This is a genomic window from Actinoallomurus spadix, from assembly GCF_024055725.1.
Taxonomy (GTDB): domain Bacteria; phylum Actinomycetota; class Actinomycetes; order Streptosporangiales; family Streptosporangiaceae; genus Actinoallomurus; species Actinoallomurus spadix.
Map to the genome: position 1 here is coordinate 44,340 of NZ_JAMXMX010000030.1, position 18,122 is coordinate 62,461.

The window sequence follows — 18,122 nt, forward strand, 5'->3', positions numbered from 1 at the left end:
GCCGAGCTCGGCGAGTCCCGGAACGAACAGTGAGGACGAGCATGACCGACTTCCCCCTGACGCCGACGCCCATCCGGGTGCCCGATGACGTGCTCGCCGACCTGCGGCAGCGGCTCGCCCTCACCCGCTGGCCGGTCGACGCGGGCAACGAGGACTCCTACTACGGCGTGCGCCGCGCCTACCTGCAGGAGCTCGTCGAGTACTGGCGCGACGAGTACGACTGGCGTAAGGCCGAGGCGGCGATCAACGCGTACGAGCACTACCGCGTCGCGGTGGACGGCGTGCCGGTGCACTTCATGCGCCGGCCCGGCGCGGGACCGGACCCGACACCGCTGATCCTCACCCACGGCTGGCCCTGGACGTTCTGGCACTGGTCCAAGGTCGTCGACCCGCTCGCCGACCCGGGGGCGTACGGAGGCGACCCCGCCGAGGCGTTCGACGTGATCGTGCCCTCGTTCCCCGGGTTCGGGTTCTCCACCCCGCTGCCGGACCACCCGGACATGAACTACTGGAAGGTCGCCGACCTCTGGCACACCCTGATGACCGAGACCCTCGGCCACGAGCGGTACGCCGCCGCCGGCTGCGACGTCGGGGCGCTGGTCACCGGGCAGCTCGGGCACAAGTACGCCGACGAGCTGTACGCCATCCACATCGGCTCCGGCCTGCGGCTCGACTTCTTCAACGGCGACCGGGCCTGGGACTTCAGCGGCGGCCGGCCCATCCCCGAAGGGCTGCCCGCCGACGTCCACGCTCAGGTCGTGGCCCTGGACAGGAAGTTCGCCGTCCACCTGGCCGCGCACATGCTCGACTCGAGCACTCTCTCGTACGGGCTGTCGGACTCACCCGCCGGAATGCTCGCCTGGATCCTGCGGCGCTGGATGAGCTGGAGCGACAACGGCGGCGACATCGAGACCGTCTTCGCAAAGGACGACCTGCTCACCCACGCCATGATCTTCTGGGTGAACAACGCGATCGGCACCTCGATCCGCACGTACGCCAACAACAACCGCTACCCGTGGACCCCGTCGCACGACCGGTGGCCGGTCGTGGAGGCGCCCACCGGAATCACCTTCGTCGGGTACGAGAACCCGCCGGGCGTGACCACCGAGCAGCGGGTCCGCCACTTCCTCGACAGTGACCGTGCCGCCTGGTACAACCACGTCAACCTCACCGCCCACGACCACGGCGGCCACTTCATCCCGTGGGAGACCCCCGAGGAGTGGATCGAGGACCTGCGTCGCACCTTCCGCGACCGCCGCTGAGCCGCCGGGACGAGCGGAGCGTGGGCTAAGGCGTCAGCACGATCCTGCCGAAGACCTCGCCCGCGTCCATCTTCCGGTGCGCCGTCACGGCCTGCTCCAGGGGCAGCAGTTCATGCACCACCGTGCGCAGTTCGCCGTGGCTCGCGTCGGCGAACTGCGCGGTCCGCACGGCACGCCGGTCGGCTTCGGCCACGGTGGCGGCGCTGAAGGTGGCGAACGACAGCGACTTCTGGAAGTCCGCCATCAGCTTCGCGCCGAAGTCCGCCGGCGGCTGTCCTCCGACCGCGCCGACGGCCACCATCCGGCCGTTGGGGTTCAGCCTGGTGAAGAAGGAGGGCATGTCCGCACCGGCGACGACGTCGATGATCACGTCATAGCCGCCGGGAGCGTCCTCGCCTCCCTCGCCGGAGCGGTCCAGCACGTGGGTCGCGCCGAGTCCGCGCAGGCGCTCGCCGCGCTCGGCCGACGACGTCGTGACCGCCACCGCGCCGGCGCCACCACGGGCCGCGAGCTGGACCGTCATGATCCCGATGCTGCCGGCCCCGCCGCGCACCAGCACCGACTCGCCAGGGGAGAAGTGGGCGTGGGAGAGCCCGAAGTGGGCCACCACTCCGGAGCTGCCGAGGGTCACCGCGTCGACGGGGGACAGGTCCGCCGGGAGGGGGAGGATCTCCTCGACCGGGGCGATCGCCTGTTCGACGTAGCCGCCGCCCGTGCCGGTGAACGCCCATACCCGCCGGCCGATCCAGGACGCGTCGACGCCGTCGCCGACCGCGGTCACGATGCCCGCCACCTCGCCGCCGGGGATATGACCCTCCCTGAAGCCGTACGCGGCGAGGGCACCGCTCCGGATCACAGTGTCGACGCCGCCGACGCCGATCGCCTCAGTAGTGATCAGAACCTGTCCGCCGGCGGGAGCCGGGGCGGGAAGGTCGATGACCGCCAGTCCTTCGGGATCACCGAATGCCTGGATCGCGACTGCCTTCAATGTCGTCTCCGTGTTCTGGGCTCGATCGGGGGGGCGTTCCGGGCGCAGTGCCTCCGGACACGACGGGACGCTAACGAACGCCACCGTCCGGCCGGCCGAAGTGAGACGGGTGACCGGCCGTTCGCCTCACTCCCCGCGATCCGACGCTCCGAGTCGATGGATCTCGCCGCGAGCGGTGAACGCGCGCTGAAGGCTCAGTGACGCGGGCGCAGTCCGTTCAGCGCCGTCTCGACGATGCTGTCGGCGTATTCGGGAGTGAGCGCTCCGCTGCGCTGCAGCCATCGGTTGAGGAGTGGTCCCCACACCATCTCCACGGCCACGTCGAGATCGAGGTCCTCGGCGAGTTGCCCGGCCCGCTGAGCGCTGCGAAGCCGTCGTTTCTTCATCTCTCTCATCGGCCCGTCCAGCCGTTCCGCGTAGAGCGCGGCCAGCGCCGGGTCGTGCGTGATCTCGGTGTTCAGTGCGCGCATCGGCTCGTCGTAGCGCGGATCGTTCAGTTCCTCGACCGTGGCCCGTAGGACCGTCTTCAGGTCTGCCTCCAGGTCTCCGGTGTCGGGCAGAGCGGCCTCGCCGCCGGGCGGCTGTTCGCCTCCGAGCATGAGAAGGAAGGCGTCGAAGAGGACCGCGCCCTTGGAGGGCCACCAGCGGTAGATCGTCTGCTTGCCGACGCCCGCGCGGGCGGCGATGCCCTCGATGCTCAGCTTGGCGTACCCCACCTCCTGGATCAGCTCGAACGCCGCGGTGAGGATGGCTCGCCGTGACGCCTCGTTCCGGCGGGACGTGTTCGAGGAGGACCTCCGCTGCGTCGTCATGCCGTCGAATCTAACAGGAGTGAGACGAGACGGTCCGTCTTGACAGTGGCGAACAGAGATCGCTACGCTCTCGTATCGAGACGAGACGGATCGTCTCGGTGGTTCGAGTCAAGGCAGAAGGAGCAGCACCTTGCGTACCCCCGCGACGGGTTCGTCCCGCACCTGGTTCATCACCGGAGCCAGCCGCGGCCTGGGCCGTGCGTTCGCCGTCGCCGCGCTGGAGCGCGGCGATCAGGTGGTCGCCGCGGCCCGCACGATGAGGGCACAGGATTTCGACGGCCGGTATGGGGATCGGCTCCTCACCCTCACCCTCGATGTGACGGATCGTGCCGCGGTGTTCGCCGCCGTGGACGCCGCCATCCAGCGTTTCGGCCGGCTCGACATCGTGGTCAACAACGCCGGGACCATGTCCTCGGGAATGGTCGAGGAGTTCACCGAGACCGAGGCACGCGCTCAGCTGGACGTCAACCTGTTCGGGGCCATGTGGGTCTGCCAGGCCGTCCTGCCGCACCTGCGCGCGCGGAGATCCGGTCACATCGTGCAGATCTCCAGCATCGCCGCCCTCGGCGGCTTCCCGAGCACCGGGATGTACAGCGCGAGCAAGTTCGCGCTGGAAGGAATGAGCGAGGCCCTGGCCATGGAGATCGCGCCGTTCGGCGTCAAACTGACGATGGTGCAGCCCGGCGGCTACTGGACCGACCTGTACTCCTCCATGACCATGACCTCACCCATGGAGGAGTACGCCTCCCTGCGCGCCGAGCTGGAGAGACAGTGGGCCGAAGGCTCGATCGACAGCGAGCCGCGTCTGGCCGCCGAAGCGCTGCTGACGTTGGTCGACAGCGATGATCCGCCGCTGCGGTTGCTGCTCGGCAGCATGGTCTACGACCTGGCCTTCGACATCTCCCGGCGGCGGATGCGCACCTGGGCGGCCTGGGAGCAGGTCAGCCGCGCCGCCGAACACGCCGTCCCAGCCCCCGGAACGACCGGCTGACCCGCGGACCGGCATCGCCAGGCCCTTTCCGGCCTCTCGAGCGAGCGACGGCGGTGGTACGGGGATCAGCTCGCCGCGGCTGCCGCCCGCATGTCTCCTGCCGGGGCCGCGTCGCGGAGGCCGCCGCCACCGGCGGCGTACAGCAGCTCGCGGACGGTGTCCTCGCGGTCGGCCCGCCAGACGAGGCGCAGCGCGACGTCGGGTGAGGCGACCGGGTGGCCGACGAGGACGCCCGAGCGGAGATCCTCCGCGACGGCGAACTCCGGCAGCAGAGCCGCGCCGAGCCCCCGGCGTGCCCAGCCGTGGATGACCGTCACGGAGCCCAGCTCGGTACGTTCACCGTCGGTGCCCAGCACCCGGTCGGCGATGATCCGGAAGGAGCAGCCCGGCGGCGTCACGAGCAGGCGGTCGCGCGCCGCTCCCGGAGCGGTGACGTACGCCAGCGGCACGTCCTCCACGTCGAGGAAGTCCAGCCGCGACGGCACGTCGAACCCCAGCCCGCCCACCGCCGGACCGCTGTCCAGGAGCAGCCCGGCGTCGAGGGAACCGGCGTCGACCCCCTGAAGGATGTCCCGGCGGTTCAGCGGCGCGACCTCGATGCCCAGGTCGGGGCGGCGCGCCGCGAGCCGCTCGACGATGCCGGGGACCAGGGTGGCGGCGAGGGTCTCCAGCGCCCCGAGCCGTCCGACGGCCGGCCGCCCGGTCACCTCCCGGCGCGCCTGGTCCGCCTGGTCGAGCAGCCGCCGGGCCCACACCTCCATCCGCCGGCCCGCGTCGGTGAGCCGCATGCCCTCCGGCGTCCGATCGAACAGGACGACGCCGAGCGACCGCTCCAGCGCCCGTACCTGCTCCGAGACGGAGGACGGCGCGAGGTCCACGGTGATCGCCGCGTCCGTGACGGTGCCCTCGGTGGCGACGGCGAGGAACGTGCGCAACTGCCGGAACTCCACGCTGACCTGGCCTTTCGGTGATGCCGAACGCGACGTTCGCCGTCGCCGGTGGAGGCGGACGGGTGAGTGCCGCGACGGTGGACGCACCCCATTCTCCTGGAGTTTCACGTGTCTCCCGAAACCGTCACGATCTCCCGGGCGAGCCGGTTGTTCGGCCTCTCGCTCGGCTACTTCCTGGTCCTGCTGGACACCACCGTCCTGACCGTCGCCCTGCCCGACCTGCGCGCCTCCCTCGGCGGCGGGATCGCCGGGCTGCAGTGGGCGGTCACCGGCTACACGGTGACGTTCGCCGCGCTGCTGCCGACCGCGGGCGCGGTGTCGGACCGGTTCGGCGCGCACCGGGTGTTCGCCGCCGGTGTCGCCGCGTTCGGCCTGGTGTCCCTGCTCAGCGCGGCGGCGCCGACCCTGCCCGTCCTCGTCGTCCTGCGGGCCGTGCTCGGCGCGGCGGGCGCGCTCTGCCTGCCGAGCTCCCTGGCGATCATCACCCGGCTCTACGCCGTCCCCGCCGCGCGCGGCCGTGCCCTCGGCGCCTGGGCCGCGATCACCGGATGCGCGCTGGCCGCCGGCCCGGTCGTGGGCGGGCTGCTGGTCTCGGCCGGCGGCTGGCGGGCGGTGTTCCTCGTCAACGTCCCGGTGGCGCTGGTCAGCCTCGTACTCGTCCGCGACATCCGGGTGCCCGCGACGGGGCGCGCGATCGACTGGCGGGCCCAGTTCGTGGCCTGCGCCTTCCTCGCGGTGCTCACCGACGCCATCGTCGACCGGCGCGCCGTCTCGGCGATCGCGGCCGCCGCCCTCGCCGCGATCATGGTCGTCGTCGAACGGCGCAGCGCGTCCCCGGCCGTCCCCGGCGCGGTGATCGCCGAGCCGGGCGTACGCCGTGGCCTGATCGCGGGCGCGGCGGTGAACTTCGCGCTGTCGGGCGGGCTGTTCGTGCTGACGCTGTCGCTGCAGCGTCACCTGGGCCCGGTCGCCACCGGCCTGGCGTTCCTGCCGCTGACGCTGCCGACCGCGTTCAACCCGCTCGTCACCGGCCGGCTGGTCGCGAGGTTCGGATCGCGCCCGCCGGTCCTGGCCGGACTGACCCTGCTGACCCTCGGCTGCCTCGCGGCGACCCCGGTGCCGTGGCTCGGCATGCTCCTGATCGGCTTCGGCGTGTCCTTCTCCCTGCCCGCCCTGGTCACCGGCGTCGTGCAGGCGGCACCCGAGGGCATGGCCGGCGTGGCGAGCGGCCTGCTCAACGCGGTCCGCCAGGTCGGCGCCACCCTCGGCGTGGCGGTGATGGGCGGCCTGGCGGGCGGCACGGCCTTCGCCATCGCCGCGGCCCTCTGCCTGGCCGCGGGCCTCACCCTGGCCTCCTCCGGCCGCCGCTCCTGAGACGCGAGGAACCCACAACTTCCGGGTCGTGGGTTCCTCGATCGGTCAATCAGACGTCTTGCAGCTGCACTTCGACGCAGTTGCTCGTACCCTCGTTGCCACTCCGGGAGGACTTCCGCCAGTCATCGTCCGTGATGAGTTCCTGCATCACAGCTCCTTCATCAACTTCTCGATCAGCTCGAGTGATGCGCATTCCGGCAGTGCTGATTGGCCGATTCGATCGTATCTGTCCCAGTACTGCCGAACTTCGGACGGAGACTCGACGAGACGCCCTCTGCCTGATGCCTCAGTGTGAGCGACGTCTCCAGACTCTCCGAAAAGGAGTGTGAAGCTGCCGCTGAACCCTGCGTGCGCCCCGGCGCTTCGAGGCACCACCCGGATGCCCACATTGGGTAGCTTCGCCAGGCTGAGGAGGTGCGCGAGCTGGTCGCGCATGACCTGCGACCCGCCAACGGGCCAGTCGAGGGCATTCTGGGAGAGCAACGCCCAGATGGTCGGCGGCGACCGTTTGCTGAGGATGACCTGCCTGGCCATTCTTCTGGCCACCTGCTCTTCGACGTCTTGGGTGCCCAGGGCGCCGATCAGGGCGGCGGCGTATTCGGGGAGCTGGAACAGCCCCGGCACCGCCAAGGCTTCGTAGGTCTTGATCGTGTCCGCTGCCGCCTCATGACCCAGGTACGCCTTGAACCACTCGCGGTCCTGATTGGCCTGTCTCCTGGCCTGCTTGAGCAGCCAGGTGAAGTGCTGGCCGAGCTCCCAGTGCGCATCCAGCCTCGCCGCGTCCTCCTCCTTGATCCTCCTACGCCCGGTCATGATGTTGGAGACATTGGAGTAGCTACGACCCAGCAGCCTCGCGACATGCTTGTAGGACATATTGGACTTCTTGGCATGGAATTGCAGGTCGAGCGTTATCTTGTCCCACGGATCAGAATCCGGATCGAGCGTGATCCCCTCGCTCATCAGGCCCCCGAATCTCTCCAGTGTCTCCGGGAGAGATTACGCCTCTCCCATGGGTCGGTCCAGAATTCCTGTCACCGCTTTCGATTGCATCCGGGAAAGGCACTGGATGACATAAAGCGATCCGGAATGGACCGAGAAGCCTGAAATAGGGCAGATGGGGGTGGGTGGCCATGGATGCGATGGTGCGCCCGATCGAGACGGTGATGGACGACGGCGATCGGAAGACCGTCGTGACGCTTCGGCCGGTGCCTCAGGCCGCCGACATCGCCCGTACCTTCATCGAGCACCGCATGCTCGTGGAGGGGCGCCCCGACCTGGTGGACGACGCGACTCTCATCGCCTCGGAGTTCATCACGAACGCGTACGTCCACGTTCCGGCCGCGGAGTTCTTCAAGCTCATGCTCTGCTGGAACGCCGGCAGCCCCCTCATCGAGGTCTGGGATCCGTCATGGGCGCTGCCCAGACCGAGAACCCTGGCCGACGGGGACGGATTCCTCCTCTCCACGAGCGGCAAAGGGCTCTTCATCGTCTCCCGGCTCGCCCAGAGCTGGGGTTCTCGGCGGATCCCGAAGATGAAAGGCGGCGGGAAGATCGTATGGGCCCGTCTCCCCAAAAATGAGGAGGAGTAAGAGAAAAAGCGGCCTACAGGGCATCGCCGCTGAGGGGTAGAAGAAGAATGTGAGCCCGTACAGGAAAGGAGGGGAAAGCCGTGATCGGCGTCTCATGGGCATGAGCCTCGCGCGCGGTGGACCCGAGAGAAACAGGCGTCTCGTTCGGCGGCCTCTACTCAGGCGAGAAAGTCATCGCGTGAGTAGACGGCGTCGAACGAGACGCCCCACCCCCCGGGTCGCGAGTGAGCAACCGGGTCGGAGCCGGCCATGAGGACTTCTCATTCTGGATCGTCGGTGCCGATCCTCGCGCGCAGGCGGACGACTCCGGCGTGGATGACGGGCGGCACGGTGATCAGGGTGACCACGGCGTCGACGACGCTCGTCCGCGCGGTCTCAAGGATCATCCAGCCGATCAGGAGCGTCAGCGGCGTCCAGGTGCGCAGGTCCGTCCGCAGGAGCCAGCGGAGGCCGGTCAGGAGGCGCCGGGAGAGAACCTCCCGCGTTGGGCGGCGGCGCAGGGTCAGGGCCAAAGCGGGCATGCCGAGCGTGAGGCTCAGCGTGAACCGGGTCCGGGCGCGGCGGCTCGGCAGGACATCGAGCTCTCCGAGCCATTCGTCCAGGTAACGCGATCTGACCGCCGGCGGGAGTAACAGTGCACCGAGAGCGAGTGCCCGGACCGCCGCGCCGGTGTCCCCGGAGAGAACGCTGAGCCGTTCGCGCGCGAGCGACTCGAGCTCGTCCGAGACGTCCCGCAGGCCGAGGCGCATGGCGAGGGGCGCCATGACGTCCAGTGTCTGTTGGGCTCTCAGCCGCTGCTTCTCCTTCTCGAGGTACCGCAGGGTACGCATGTTGTGCAGCCGGTCCAGCACCTTCAGGGCGAGCACCCGGTCGTCGGCGGCGCCGATGGCCCCTGGGGCGTGCCGGTAGCCGAGGCCGGTGATGCTCGCGACCAGGGTGGCGATCTCGTCGCCGAACTCCTCGCGGAGCCGGGTGACGTCGCAGTCGGTGTCCTCGAGGATGTCATGCAGCAGGGCGGCGCAGACCGTCGCGACGTCCAACCCGGCGTCGATGGCGATCTCCGCGACCGCGACCGGATGGGTGATGTACGGGTCGCCGCTCTTGCGGAACTGGCCCTCGTGACAGCGGGCGGCGAACTCGTATGCGTGCCGGATCCTGTCGCGATCGGTGATCGGAACGTCGGCGGGCAAGCGAGCCAAGAGCGGCTCCAGCAGGGCGGTCATGAGGTCACCGACCGTGGCTTCGCGGCATGTCCGCGTGATCGCTCGGCACGCTCCAGGGCGGCGCTCGCACGTACGGCGCCCTCGTCGGTGAGCGTGTAGTAGTAGCGGGCGCGCCGGCCTTCGGCCAGGTGTTCGGCCGCCGGCTCCTTGTGACGTTCGATCCAGCCGAAGTGCTCCAGGCGGGCAAGGATCGGGTAGATCGTGCCGCTGGGCTGACCGGTCTGCGCGCACAGCTCCAGCCCGAAGCGCCGCTTCGCCGGATCGGACAGCATCAGTTTCAGGACGAGGATCGTCTGCAGAGTCATCCGGGGACCATCCACCATGTCTCGAACTCTAGATATCAAGTGCGAAGCGTCACATCGCTACTCGGGTGATGTTCCTCTGACCCGGGCCGCGGAGCGTCGACGACGGAAAGGCCGCGGGGCGATTCACGATCGCCCCGCGGCCTCCGCGGTGTCGGGTCCGGCCGGCGGCCGGTTCGGCTAGTGGATGGTCAGGTCGGCGGACTTGTCGCCGGCGACGATCTTGTATTGGCCCGGGAGCACCGCGCGGGTGCCGGAGCCGTTGATGTCGCCCTGCGTCACGGCGAGCCGGGAGCGCGGGAAGGACAGCGACACGGTGGTCGACTGGCCCGCCTTGAGCGGCACCCGGGTGAAGGCGACGAGGCGGTTCGGCGGGGTCAGGATCCGGCTGACCGGCAGCTGGGCGAAGACCGGAACGACGAAGTCGCCGTCGCGGGAGCCGGTGTTGGCGACCTTCACCGACACCTTCACCGTGCCGCTCCCGGAGACCGAGACGCCCTGGACCGCGTACGTCGTGTACGACAGGCCCGCGCCGAAGGCGAACAGCGGGTCGTAGCCGGAGCTGGTGCCGCTGTTGGTGCCATTGAGCTGCTGGTAGAACATCGGCTCGTCGCCGGTGCTCTTCGGCCAGGAGACCGGCAGGCGGCCGCTCGGGTTGGCCTTGCCGAACAGGACGTTCGCCACGGCCGTGCCGCCCTCGCTGCCGGGCAGCCAGGACATCAGCAGCTGCTTGGCGTCGGCCGCCTTGCCGAGTACGAGCGGCCGGTCGGCGACGACCACGACGATCACCGGCTTGCCGGTGGCCTGCAGCCGGTCGACGAGGTCCTGCTGGTCGGCGGACAGCTCCGGCAGCTCCTGGTCGCTGACGCCCTCGGCGCCGGGCTTGTCGCCCACCACCACGATCGCGGCGTCGGCACCCTTGGCCTGGTCGACCGCGTCGTCGGCGTCCGGGACGAGCTTGGCGTGGTCGCCGACGACGTTCTTGATGCCCTGGTAGACGGTGACGCCCGGGTCGTTGACGCCGTCGGGGATGCCCTGCCAGGCGATCGTCCAGCCGCCGTTCTGGTTCGGGATCGAGTCGGCGTTCGGGCCGGTCACGACGACCTTGCCGAGGTCCGTGGAGAGCGGCAGCACGTTGCCGTCGTTCTTCAGCAGGGTCTGCGACTCGGTCGCGGCCTTGACCGCGAGGTCCTTGTCCGTGCCGAGCACGGCCGCGTTGGCCTTGGACGCGTCCACGTACGGGTGCTCGAACAGGCCGAGCTTGAACTTCAGCGTCAGGATCCGGGAGACCGCCTCGTCGAGCCGGCGCTTGCTGACCGCTCCGCTCTTCACGTCGTCCGACAGGCCCTGGACGAACCCGTCGACCTCACCGGGCGGCAGCATGCCCATGTCGACGCCGGCGTTGACCGCGATGGCCACGGCGCCCGCGTAGGTGTCGGTCAGGTGGTACGACGTGCGCAGGGCGTCGACGTCGTTCCAGTCGCTGACCACCACGCCCTTGAAACCCCACTGGTGGCGCAGCAGGTCGGTCAGCAGGTAGTGCGAGGCGTGCGCCGGGATGCCGTTGATCGACCCGGAGTTCACCATGACGGTGTCCGCGCCCGCGTCCACGGCCGCCTTGTACGACGGCAGGAACGTGTCCTGGAGGTAGCGCGGGTCGATGTGGGACTCGGTGCGGTCGTGCCCGTTGAACGGCGCGGAGTAGCCGGCGAAGTGCTTCACCGTCGCGCTGACCTGCCCGGTCTTCTCGAGGCCGCAGACGTTGGCGGCGCCGAGCTCACCGGCGAGGTAGGGGTCCTCGGAGTAGGTCTCGTAGAAGCGGCCCCAGCGGGTGTCGCGCGAGATGTCCTGGACCGGGGCGAAGTCCCACTGCGGGCCGGTCGCCTTCACGGCGCGGGCCGTCGACTCGCCCATCGCCTCGGAGAGCTGCGGGTCCCAGGTCGCGCCGACCCCGATCTGCTGGGGGAACTTGGTCGCGCCGAGCACGTTGTTGTGCCCGTGGACGGCGTCCACGCCGTACACGATCGGGATGTGCAGCCGGGAGTGATCGATCGCGTACTTCTGGACCGCGTTCACCATGTCGGCCCAGTCCTTGGGGGTGTTGTTCGGCGGGCTCTCGCCACCGCCGGACAGCACCGAGCCGACCTTCAGGTCGCCCAGGACGTGCTGCATGCAGGACTCGGTGAGGGCGCCGCCCGACCACTGGCAGTCGCCCTGCATGTTGACGACGGCGGGCTGGGCGAGCTGGCCGACCTTCTCCTCGGTGGTCATGCGCTTGAGGAGGTCGGCGACGCGGGAGGAGATGGAGGCGTGCGGGTCGAGGTAGCGGACCTGGGCGCTGGCGCCCGTCGCGGTCAGGGCCAGCCCCGAGGCGGTGATCGCTACGGCCGTCCCGATGCGGGCGGCCTTGATCCGGAGTCTCATCAAGCGTTGCTCCAGGCGGGGGGTCAGGAGGGAGTGAGCCCTGCGATCAAAGACCCAACGCAGGACTTAAATCAAGACCTGAACGCAAAATTGGCCGAAGCCTGCCACTTGCGTTCAGGTCTTAAACCGCCTCCCAGACGTTCATGACCAGCGCCAACGCGCCGAGGACCTCGGCGCGGTCGCCGAGCACGCCGGGCACGATCGACACGAGCGCCGCCGCGCTGGCGACGGCCGAGCGCCGGACGGCCTCGGCCATCGGCTCGATCAGGAGGTCGCCCGCCCGTGCCAGGTCGCCGCCGACCACCACCAGGCGGGGATTGAGCAGGTTGCACAGGCTGGCCACGCCGGCCCCGGCGTACCGGCCCGCGTCACCGACCGCGCGCCGGCACGGGGCGTCGCCGGCCAGGGCCAGCTCCACGATCCGCGCCGTCGTCAGGCCGTCGCCGTGGGTCGGCCGCAGCAGGTCGGCGAGGTACCGGCCGCCGGCGTACGTCTCCAGGCAGCCACGGTTGCCGCACCGGCACATCGCGCCGTCCGCGTTCAGCGTGATGTGGCCGATCTCGCCGGCGGTGCCGCCCGGCCCGTGGTAGACGCGGCCGCCGATGACGATGCCGGCCCCCACCCCCGAGGCGATCTTGATGTAGGCGGCGTCGGTGTGGCCGCGCGCCGCCCCCCAGGTGACCTCGGCCAGCGCGCCGAGGTTCGCGTCGTTGTCCACGTGCACGGGACGGCCGAACCGCCGCCGGGCCTCCTCGGCCGCCTCGATGCCGGCCCACCCCGGCAGGATCGTGCTCGATCCGAGTGTGCCGCTCGCGGCGTCGATCGGCCCGGGCACCCCGAGCCCGACGCCCAGCACGTCCGCCCTCGTCGCGCCCACGCCGGCCAGCAGCCCGTCCATCAGGTGCTCGGCCGCCCCCAGCCCGTCTGCGGCCGACGCCCCCACGTCGAGGGGCATCGCCTCCTCGGCGACCACCTCGCGGGCCAGGTTGCCGATCGCCACCCGCAGGTGCGAGTGGCCGAAGTCGACGCCGACGGCGAGCCCGGCGGAGGGTGCCAGCGACACGGCGCGGGCCCGGCGGCCGCCCGCCGACGTCGGCGTCGTGACCAGCACGCCGCGCGCCGCCAGCTCCCGCACGATGTTGGAGACGGTCGCCCGCGACAGGCCCGTGCTCCGGGCGATGTCGGCCTGGGTCGGCGCTCCGGCCTCGCGTACGGCCTGGATCACCCGGCGCTGGTTCGCCTCCCGGAGCGACGACTGCGATCCGGGCGTCGCGGATGAGCCTGGCGTCGGCATGGAGTCCCCTCGCGTTCAAGAAGTGAACTCAAGGCTACGCGTGTCTCTCCCCGCCCTGCGCCGATGGCCGGGTACGGCCCGCCCGGATCCCCCCTTCCGGCTCTGCCGGAGTGTCAGTTCCCCCCGTTGTCGCCGCCGCGGGCGAACCGGCCGAACAGCCGCTCCCCGGCGTTGACGGCACCCTCGGCGACGCCCTTGACGGTGCCGATGAACGGGTCCGCGCTGCGGTTCCAGGACTCCCGGTAGGCGTTCGCCGCGTTCTTGATCTCCTCGGTGATCGAGGCATTGCCGTCGTCCGCGCGGCGCTCGTAGTCCCCGCCGAGGATCCGGGTGTACTCCCCGTCACGGGCCCACCGGTCCAGCTCGGCGAACCGGATCACGGCGTACGGGTGCGAGCGGTTCAGCAGGTTGAGGAACTTCAGGAGCCCGTCGCGCACGTCACCGGCCGCGTCGTACTCCCGTGCCTGCTCCAGGAACGCCTCGCCGTCCATCTCCGACAGGCGCGCGCCGCCCGCCAGCTTCATCAGCGCCCGCTTGCCGGCCTCGACGTCCTGGCCCGCCAGCAGGCCCGCGCGGTCCGCCGACAGCTCGGACTTGCGCTGCCATTCGTTCAGCCCCATCAGGATCGCCGCGATCGCGATGTTACCCAGCGGCAGCCACGCGATCCGGGCGCCGAGGTTGGTGAGGATCATGGCCATCGTCCGGTACACCGCGTGCCCGGACAGGACGTGCCCGACCTCGTGCCCGATCACGAACCGCAGCTCCTCGTCGTCGAGGAGGTCGATCAGGCCGGTGTTGAGGACGATGAACGGGGTGTCGACACCGATCGTCATGGCGTTCGGCGCCGGGTCCTGCGTGACGTACACCTCCGGAACCTGCGGCAGATCGAGGATGTAGGCGCTGTCCCGGACGATGTCGTGGATGTGGCGGTACTGGCGCTCGCCCGCGCGTACGGTGCCGCCGAGGACCATCAGGCGGATCGCGCGCTCGCTGAACAGCCCGGCGAGGCGCCGCAGCACCGTGTCGAAGCCGGTGAGCGACCGGAGGGCGACGAGCGCCGACCGGTCCGCGGGATGCTCATAGGCGCGGGAACTGATTCCCGGAAAGCGGGTGCGAGAACGGTCGGGTGTATTGCTCGTCATATTCGGCATGCTAGTTCTGACGGCCGGTCAGAGCGCGGAGTTCCCCGGGCGGGATCCGGCCAGGTCCGCGCCGGGCCGCGCGGAGGACGTTCCTCGCCGACCCCTTGCGCGGCGGTGGGCGGCGGCTGTCTACTCCCTGCATGGCGGAGGCGTACGGGCCGGAGCCCGCGGAGACGATGTCGCGCGACGAGCTCGCCGTGGTGCGGCAGCGCCGGCTGCGCGACCTGATCGACCGGCTGATCGCGGCGGACGGCCTGCAGGGCGGGCGGCTGCGCGCCGCCGGCGTGGACGGCGGCCAGGACGTCACGCTCGACGACCTGCACCGGCTGCCCTTCACCACCAAACAGGACCTGTGGGACTCCTACCCGTACGGCATGGTCGCCGTGCCCAGGGAGGAGATCGCCGCCGTGCACGGGTCCAGCGGCACCGGCGGGCGGCCCACCCTCGTCGCCTACACCAAGCGGGATCTGGCGCTCTGGGCGCGGATGTGCGCGCGGTCGCTGGCCTGCGCGGGCGCGGCGCCCGGCAGCGTGGTGCACAACGCGTACGGGTACGGCCTGTTCACCGGCGGCCTCGGCATCCATCAGGGCGCGCTGGCCCTCGGCGTGACCGTCGTGCCGATGTCGGGCGGCATGACCGAACGCCAGCTCCGCCTGCTCGCCGACCTGCGCCCCGACATCCTGACCTGCACGCCGTCGTACGCCGTGCGGCTGGGCGAGGCGGCGCGCGCGGCCGGGATCGAGCTGCGCCTCAAGGCGGGCCTGTTCGGGGCCGAGCCCTGGTCGGAGGGGCTGCGCTCGACGATCGAGGAGCTGCTGGGCCTCGCCGCCCTGGACATCTACGGCCTGTCGGAGATCATCGGACCGGGTGTGGCGACCGAGTGCCTGGAGCGTTCCGGGCTGCACGTGAACGAGGACCACTTCCTCGTCGAGGCGGTCGACGCCTCCGGCGCCCCTGTACCGGACGGTACGCCGGGGGAGCTGGTGTTCAGCACCCCGAAGGAGGCCATGCCGCTGCTGCGGTACCGCACCGGCGACGTCGCGTCGCTGTCCCGCGAACCCTGCCCGTGCGGCCGCACCCTCGTCCGGATGAGCAAGGTGCTGGGCCGCCGCGACGACATGCTCGTCATCCGCGGCGTGAACGTCTTCCCCCGCCAGATCGAGTCCGTCGTCGTACGGCACGCCTCGCCGCACTACCAGGTCGTCGTCGACCGCCGGACCCCCATGCCGCGGCTCGTCGTGGCCTGCGAGGGCGCCGGGCAGGGGCTGGCGCCGGCGCTCGCCGCGGAGCTGGGCCTGTCGTGCGACGTACGGGACCTGCCGCCCGGGACGATCCCGCGCGCGGACGGCAAGGCCGTCCGGGTGGTGACGTGGGACTCGGGAGAACCACCCCTGCCCGGCCTCGACTGACCTCCCGCCGGCCGGGGGACGATGTCACGCGAAGGGGCAATGACGCGGTCCGCGATCGGTAAGGAGGGCCGCGGTGAAACACCGGAGACACGTGCTTACTAAGGTCGCCGCATGAGCGAGCGCAGCGAGCGAGACGACGAACGCGGCCTCCCGGTCACTCGCCCGGCGAAGGAGGGCGCATGACCGCCCCGCAGCGCCGCCGCATCGGAATCATGGGCGGCACGTTCGACCCCATCCACCACGGTCACCTCGTGGCGGCGAGTGAGGTCGCCCACCTGTTCCGGCTCGATGAGGTCGTCTTCGTGCCGACCGGCCAGCCATGGATGAAGGAGGGCCGCAAGACCTCGGCCGCGGAGGACCGCTACCTGATGACGGTCATCGCGACCGCCTCGAACCCGCGATTCTCGGTCAGCCGGGTCGACATCGAGCGGCCCGGGCTCACGTACACGATCGACACCCTCCGCGAGATGCGCGAAATATACGGTCCTGACGTTGAGTTGTACTTCATCACCGGTGCCGACGCGCTGGCCCAGATGTTGACGTGGCGAGACACTGATGAGTTGTTCCGGCTCGCGCATTTCATAGGGTGTACCCGGCCCGGACACCACCTCGCCGATCCCGGCCTTCCCGAAGGCGGTGTCAGCCTGGTCGAGGTGCCCGCGCTGGCGATCTCCTCGACCGAGTGCCGCGAGCGGGTACGAGCCGGGGAACCCGTCTGGTACCTCGTCCCAGACGGAATCGTGCAGTACATAAACAAACGGGGGCTTTATCGTGACGGTTGACGGTAACGCCCCACGAGGAGGATAACGACCACACCGTGACCGCATCCGAGAGGGCCAACCAGCTGGTCCAGATCGCCGCCGAGGCCGCGGCCGAGAAGCTGGCCGACAACATCATCGCGTACGACGTGAGCGACCAGCTCGTCATCACCGACGCGTTCGTCCTGTGCTCGGCGGCCAACGACCGCCAGGTGCGCTCCATCGTCGACGAGATCGAGAAGAGGCTGCGCGAGGACGCCGGCGCCAAGCCGATCCGCCGCGAGGGCGAACGCGAGGGGCGCTGGGTGCTCCTCGACTACGCCGACATCATCGTGCACGTCCAGCACGAGGAGGACCGCGTCTACTACGCGCTCGAACGCCTGTGGAAGGACTGCCCGCCGGTTCCCCTGCCGGAGGACATCAACGCCCACTCCGAACAGCGCGTACGGGCCGGTGACGGTCAGTGACCGAAGTGCGTAAGATCGTGCTGTGGCGGCACGGTCAGACGTCCTGGAACGTCGAACGCCGCTTCCAGGGATCCACCGACATCCCACTCGACGACACGGGCCGCGAACAGGCCGCCCGGGCCGCACGGCTCCTCGCCGCGCTCCGCCCGAGCGCCATCATCGCGTCCCCGCTGCAGCGCGCGGCCGACACGGCCCAGGCGCTCAGCGCCGTCACCGGCCTGCCCGTCACCCCCGACCGCGACCTGATCGAACGCGGCGGCGGGGAATGGGAAGGGCTGACCAACGCCGAGATCCGGGCGAAGTACCCCGCCGAGCACGCCCTCTGGCAGCCGCCCGGCGGCGAGACCACCGAGCAGGTGTCCAAGCGGGTCACCGCCGCCTTCGAACGGGGCCTCGCCCAGATTCCGGCGGGCGGCCTGCTCGTCGTCGCCTCCCACGGCGCCGCACTGCGGCTCGGCATGCTCCGCTGGCTCGGCTTCCCCGAAGAGCTCTGGGGCCGGTTCGGCGGACTGTCCAACTGCTGCTGGTCCGTCCTCGAAGAGGGCCGCAGCGGCTGGCGCCTCGCCGAGCACAACGCCGGCACCCTGCCGGAGCCCGTGCTCAGCGACGACCGCGCCGCCGAAGGCGACGCGTGACGCCGCGATGAGTCGTTCACCCAGTTCAGGGCCGTGCCGGGCATTCGATTACAGGTCTGGTCGCGGATTCCTATAGACTGGCGCAGCACCGAACGGGGGAAACCCCGATCGGAAAGCGCGGGGCTATGGCGCAGTTGGTAGCGCGCCTCCATGGCATGGAGGAGGTCTGGGGTTCGAATCCCCATAGCTCCACTCGGGCCGAGGGCCGGTGTGGTCGGAAGCGGGAGCTTCCTCCCCACCGGCCCTCGTCATTTCCTCCGGGGGGACGACCCCCCCGGCCCCCCGCGGTGGGGGGCCCGCCCCCCACGGCCCCCCTCTTGGGGGCTTCGCCCCCTTTCCCCCCATCCGTCCTTGGGGTGTCGGCTGGCTTGGCCCCATCGGGCCTCGGGGGGCGGCTCTCTTCTCCCTGTGTCCGGGGGGCCTTTCGCTCGCGTGCGGGTTCTGGTCGCTTGTCTCTCGCTGTAGGGGGCGCTGGGGCGGGTTTCGGGCAGAGCGTAAGAAA

At 70.5% G+C, this 18,122-nt stretch carries 18 protein-coding genes and 1 tRNA gene; 9 read left to right on the forward strand and 10 right to left on the reverse strand.

Annotated elements, in window-relative coordinates:
* The first annotated feature begins 41 nt into the window (after window positions 1-41).
* The gene (locus NE235_RS32055; protein WP_252809627.1) at window positions 42-1,262 is read left to right on the forward strand and encodes an epoxide hydrolase family protein; all 1,221 of its coding nucleotides are present in this window, start codon (window positions 42-44) and stop codon (window positions 1,260-1,262) included.
* A gap of 25 nt (window positions 1,263-1,287) precedes the next feature.
* Here the strand turns inward: NE235_RS32055 and NE235_RS32060 are convergent, their stop codons facing one another.
* Entirely contained in the window at window positions 1,288-2,250 is a 963-nt protein-coding gene (locus NE235_RS32060; protein WP_252809628.1) for a zinc-dependent alcohol dehydrogenase family protein, read from the reverse strand.
* A 194-nt stretch (window positions 2,251-2,444) separates the two neighbouring features.
* Window positions 2,445-3,062, reverse strand: coding sequence for a TetR/AcrR family transcriptional regulator (locus tag NE235_RS32065; protein WP_252809630.1), 618 nt, complete (start codon window positions 3,060-3,062; stop codon window positions 2,445-2,447).
* 130 nt (window positions 3,063-3,192) lie between these two features.
* On the opposite strand from NE235_RS32065, the gene NE235_RS32070 reads away from it, so the two are divergent.
* A complete protein-coding gene (locus tag NE235_RS32070) occupies window positions 3,193-4,053 on the forward strand; it encodes an SDR family oxidoreductase (RefSeq protein ID WP_252809632.1) in 861 nt (286 codons plus the stop codon).
* A 65-nt stretch (window positions 4,054-4,118) separates the two neighbouring features.
* Here NE235_RS32070 and NE235_RS32075 read toward each other — a convergent pair whose 3' ends face one another.
* Complete coding sequence (locus NE235_RS32075) at window positions 4,119-5,003, reverse strand: LysR family transcriptional regulator (RefSeq protein ID WP_252809634.1); 885 nt, start codon at window positions 5,001-5,003, stop codon at window positions 4,119-4,121.
* Window positions 5,004-5,111: 108 nt separating this feature from the next.
* On the opposite strand from NE235_RS32075, the gene NE235_RS32080 reads away from it, so the two are divergent.
* On the forward strand, window positions 5,112-6,377 hold the full coding sequence (locus tag NE235_RS32080; protein ID WP_252809636.1) for an MFS transporter: 1,266 nt from the start codon (window positions 5,112-5,114) through the stop codon (window positions 6,375-6,377).
* Between the two features lie 49 nt (window positions 6,378-6,426).
* On the opposite strand, the gene NE235_RS38800 is transcribed toward NE235_RS32080, so the two are convergent.
* Window positions 6,427-6,570 (reverse strand): DUF397 domain-containing protein, encoded by a 144-nt coding sequence (locus tag NE235_RS38800; RefSeq protein WP_406567657.1) that lies wholly within the window; start codon window positions 6,568-6,570, stop codon window positions 6,427-6,429.
* Window positions 6,525-7,337: a helix-turn-helix domain-containing protein gene (locus tag NE235_RS32085; RefSeq protein ID WP_252809638.1), complete on the reverse strand. Its 813-nt coding sequence runs from the start codon at window positions 7,335-7,337 to the stop codon at window positions 6,525-6,527. Before NE235_RS32085 ends, NE235_RS38800 begins: the two co-directional genes overlap by 46 nt.
* Window positions 7,338-7,507: 170 nt before the next feature.
* On the opposite strand from NE235_RS32085, the gene NE235_RS32090 reads away from it, so the two are divergent.
* Window positions 7,508-7,966, forward strand: a complete 459-nt coding sequence (locus NE235_RS32090; protein ID WP_252809640.1) for an ATP-binding protein — start codon at window positions 7,508-7,510, stop codon at window positions 7,964-7,966.
* A gap of 260 nt (window positions 7,967-8,226) precedes the next feature.
* On the opposite strand, the gene NE235_RS32095 is transcribed toward NE235_RS32090, so the two are convergent.
* From NE235_RS32095 to NE235_RS32115, 5 genes are all read right to left on the reverse strand, one after another.
* The gene (locus NE235_RS32095) at window positions 8,227-9,189 is read right to left on the reverse strand and encodes an HD domain-containing protein (RefSeq protein ID WP_252809642.1); all 963 of its coding nucleotides are present in this window, start codon (window positions 9,187-9,189) and stop codon (window positions 8,227-8,229) included.
* Entirely contained in the window at window positions 9,186-9,494 is a 309-nt protein-coding gene (locus tag NE235_RS32100) for a PadR family transcriptional regulator (protein WP_252809644.1), read from the reverse strand. The genes NE235_RS32095 and NE235_RS32100 overlap by 4 nt, the downstream gene beginning before the upstream one ends.
* 177 nt (window positions 9,495-9,671) lie before the next feature.
* Window positions 9,672-11,915, reverse strand: coding sequence for a glycoside hydrolase family 3 N-terminal domain-containing protein (locus tag NE235_RS32105; protein WP_252809645.1), 2,244 nt, complete (start codon window positions 11,913-11,915; stop codon window positions 9,672-9,674).
* A gap of 121 nt (window positions 11,916-12,036) precedes the next feature.
* Complete coding sequence (locus NE235_RS32110; protein ID WP_252809648.1) at window positions 12,037-13,209, reverse strand: ROK family transcriptional regulator; 1,173 nt, start codon at window positions 13,207-13,209, stop codon at window positions 12,037-12,039.
* Between the two features lie 113 nt (window positions 13,210-13,322).
* Window positions 13,323-14,351: a M48 family metallopeptidase gene (locus tag NE235_RS32115; protein ID WP_252809650.1), complete on the reverse strand. Its 1,029-nt coding sequence runs from the start codon at window positions 14,349-14,351 to the stop codon at window positions 13,323-13,325.
* Window positions 14,352-14,491: 140 nt separating this feature from the next.
* Between NE235_RS32115 and NE235_RS32120 the strand changes: the two genes are divergently transcribed.
* From NE235_RS32120 to NE235_RS32140, 5 genes are all read left to right on the forward strand, one after another.
* Window positions 14,492-15,760 (forward strand): phenylacetate--CoA ligase family protein, encoded by a 1,269-nt coding sequence (locus tag NE235_RS32120; RefSeq protein ID WP_252809652.1) that lies wholly within the window; start codon window positions 14,492-14,494, stop codon window positions 15,758-15,760.
* Window positions 15,761-15,939: 179 nt separating this feature from the next.
* On the forward strand, window positions 15,940-16,542 hold the full coding sequence (nadD, locus tag NE235_RS32125) for a nicotinate-nucleotide adenylyltransferase (RefSeq protein ID WP_252809654.1): 603 nt from the start codon (window positions 15,940-15,942) through the stop codon (window positions 16,540-16,542).
* 35 nt (window positions 16,543-16,577) lie between these two features.
* Window positions 16,578-16,985, forward strand: a complete 408-nt coding sequence (gene rsfS / locus NE235_RS32130; protein WP_252809656.1) for a ribosome silencing factor — start codon at window positions 16,578-16,580, stop codon at window positions 16,983-16,985.
* Window positions 16,982-17,620 (forward strand): histidine phosphatase family protein, encoded by a 639-nt coding sequence (locus tag NE235_RS32135; RefSeq protein WP_252809658.1) that lies wholly within the window; start codon window positions 16,982-16,984, stop codon window positions 17,618-17,620. Before rsfS ends, NE235_RS32135 begins: the two co-directional genes overlap by 4 nt.
* 119 nt (window positions 17,621-17,739) lie before the next feature.
* Window positions 17,740-17,812, forward strand: a tRNA-Ala gene (locus NE235_RS32140).
* Window positions 17,813-18,122 lie beyond the last annotated feature (310 nt).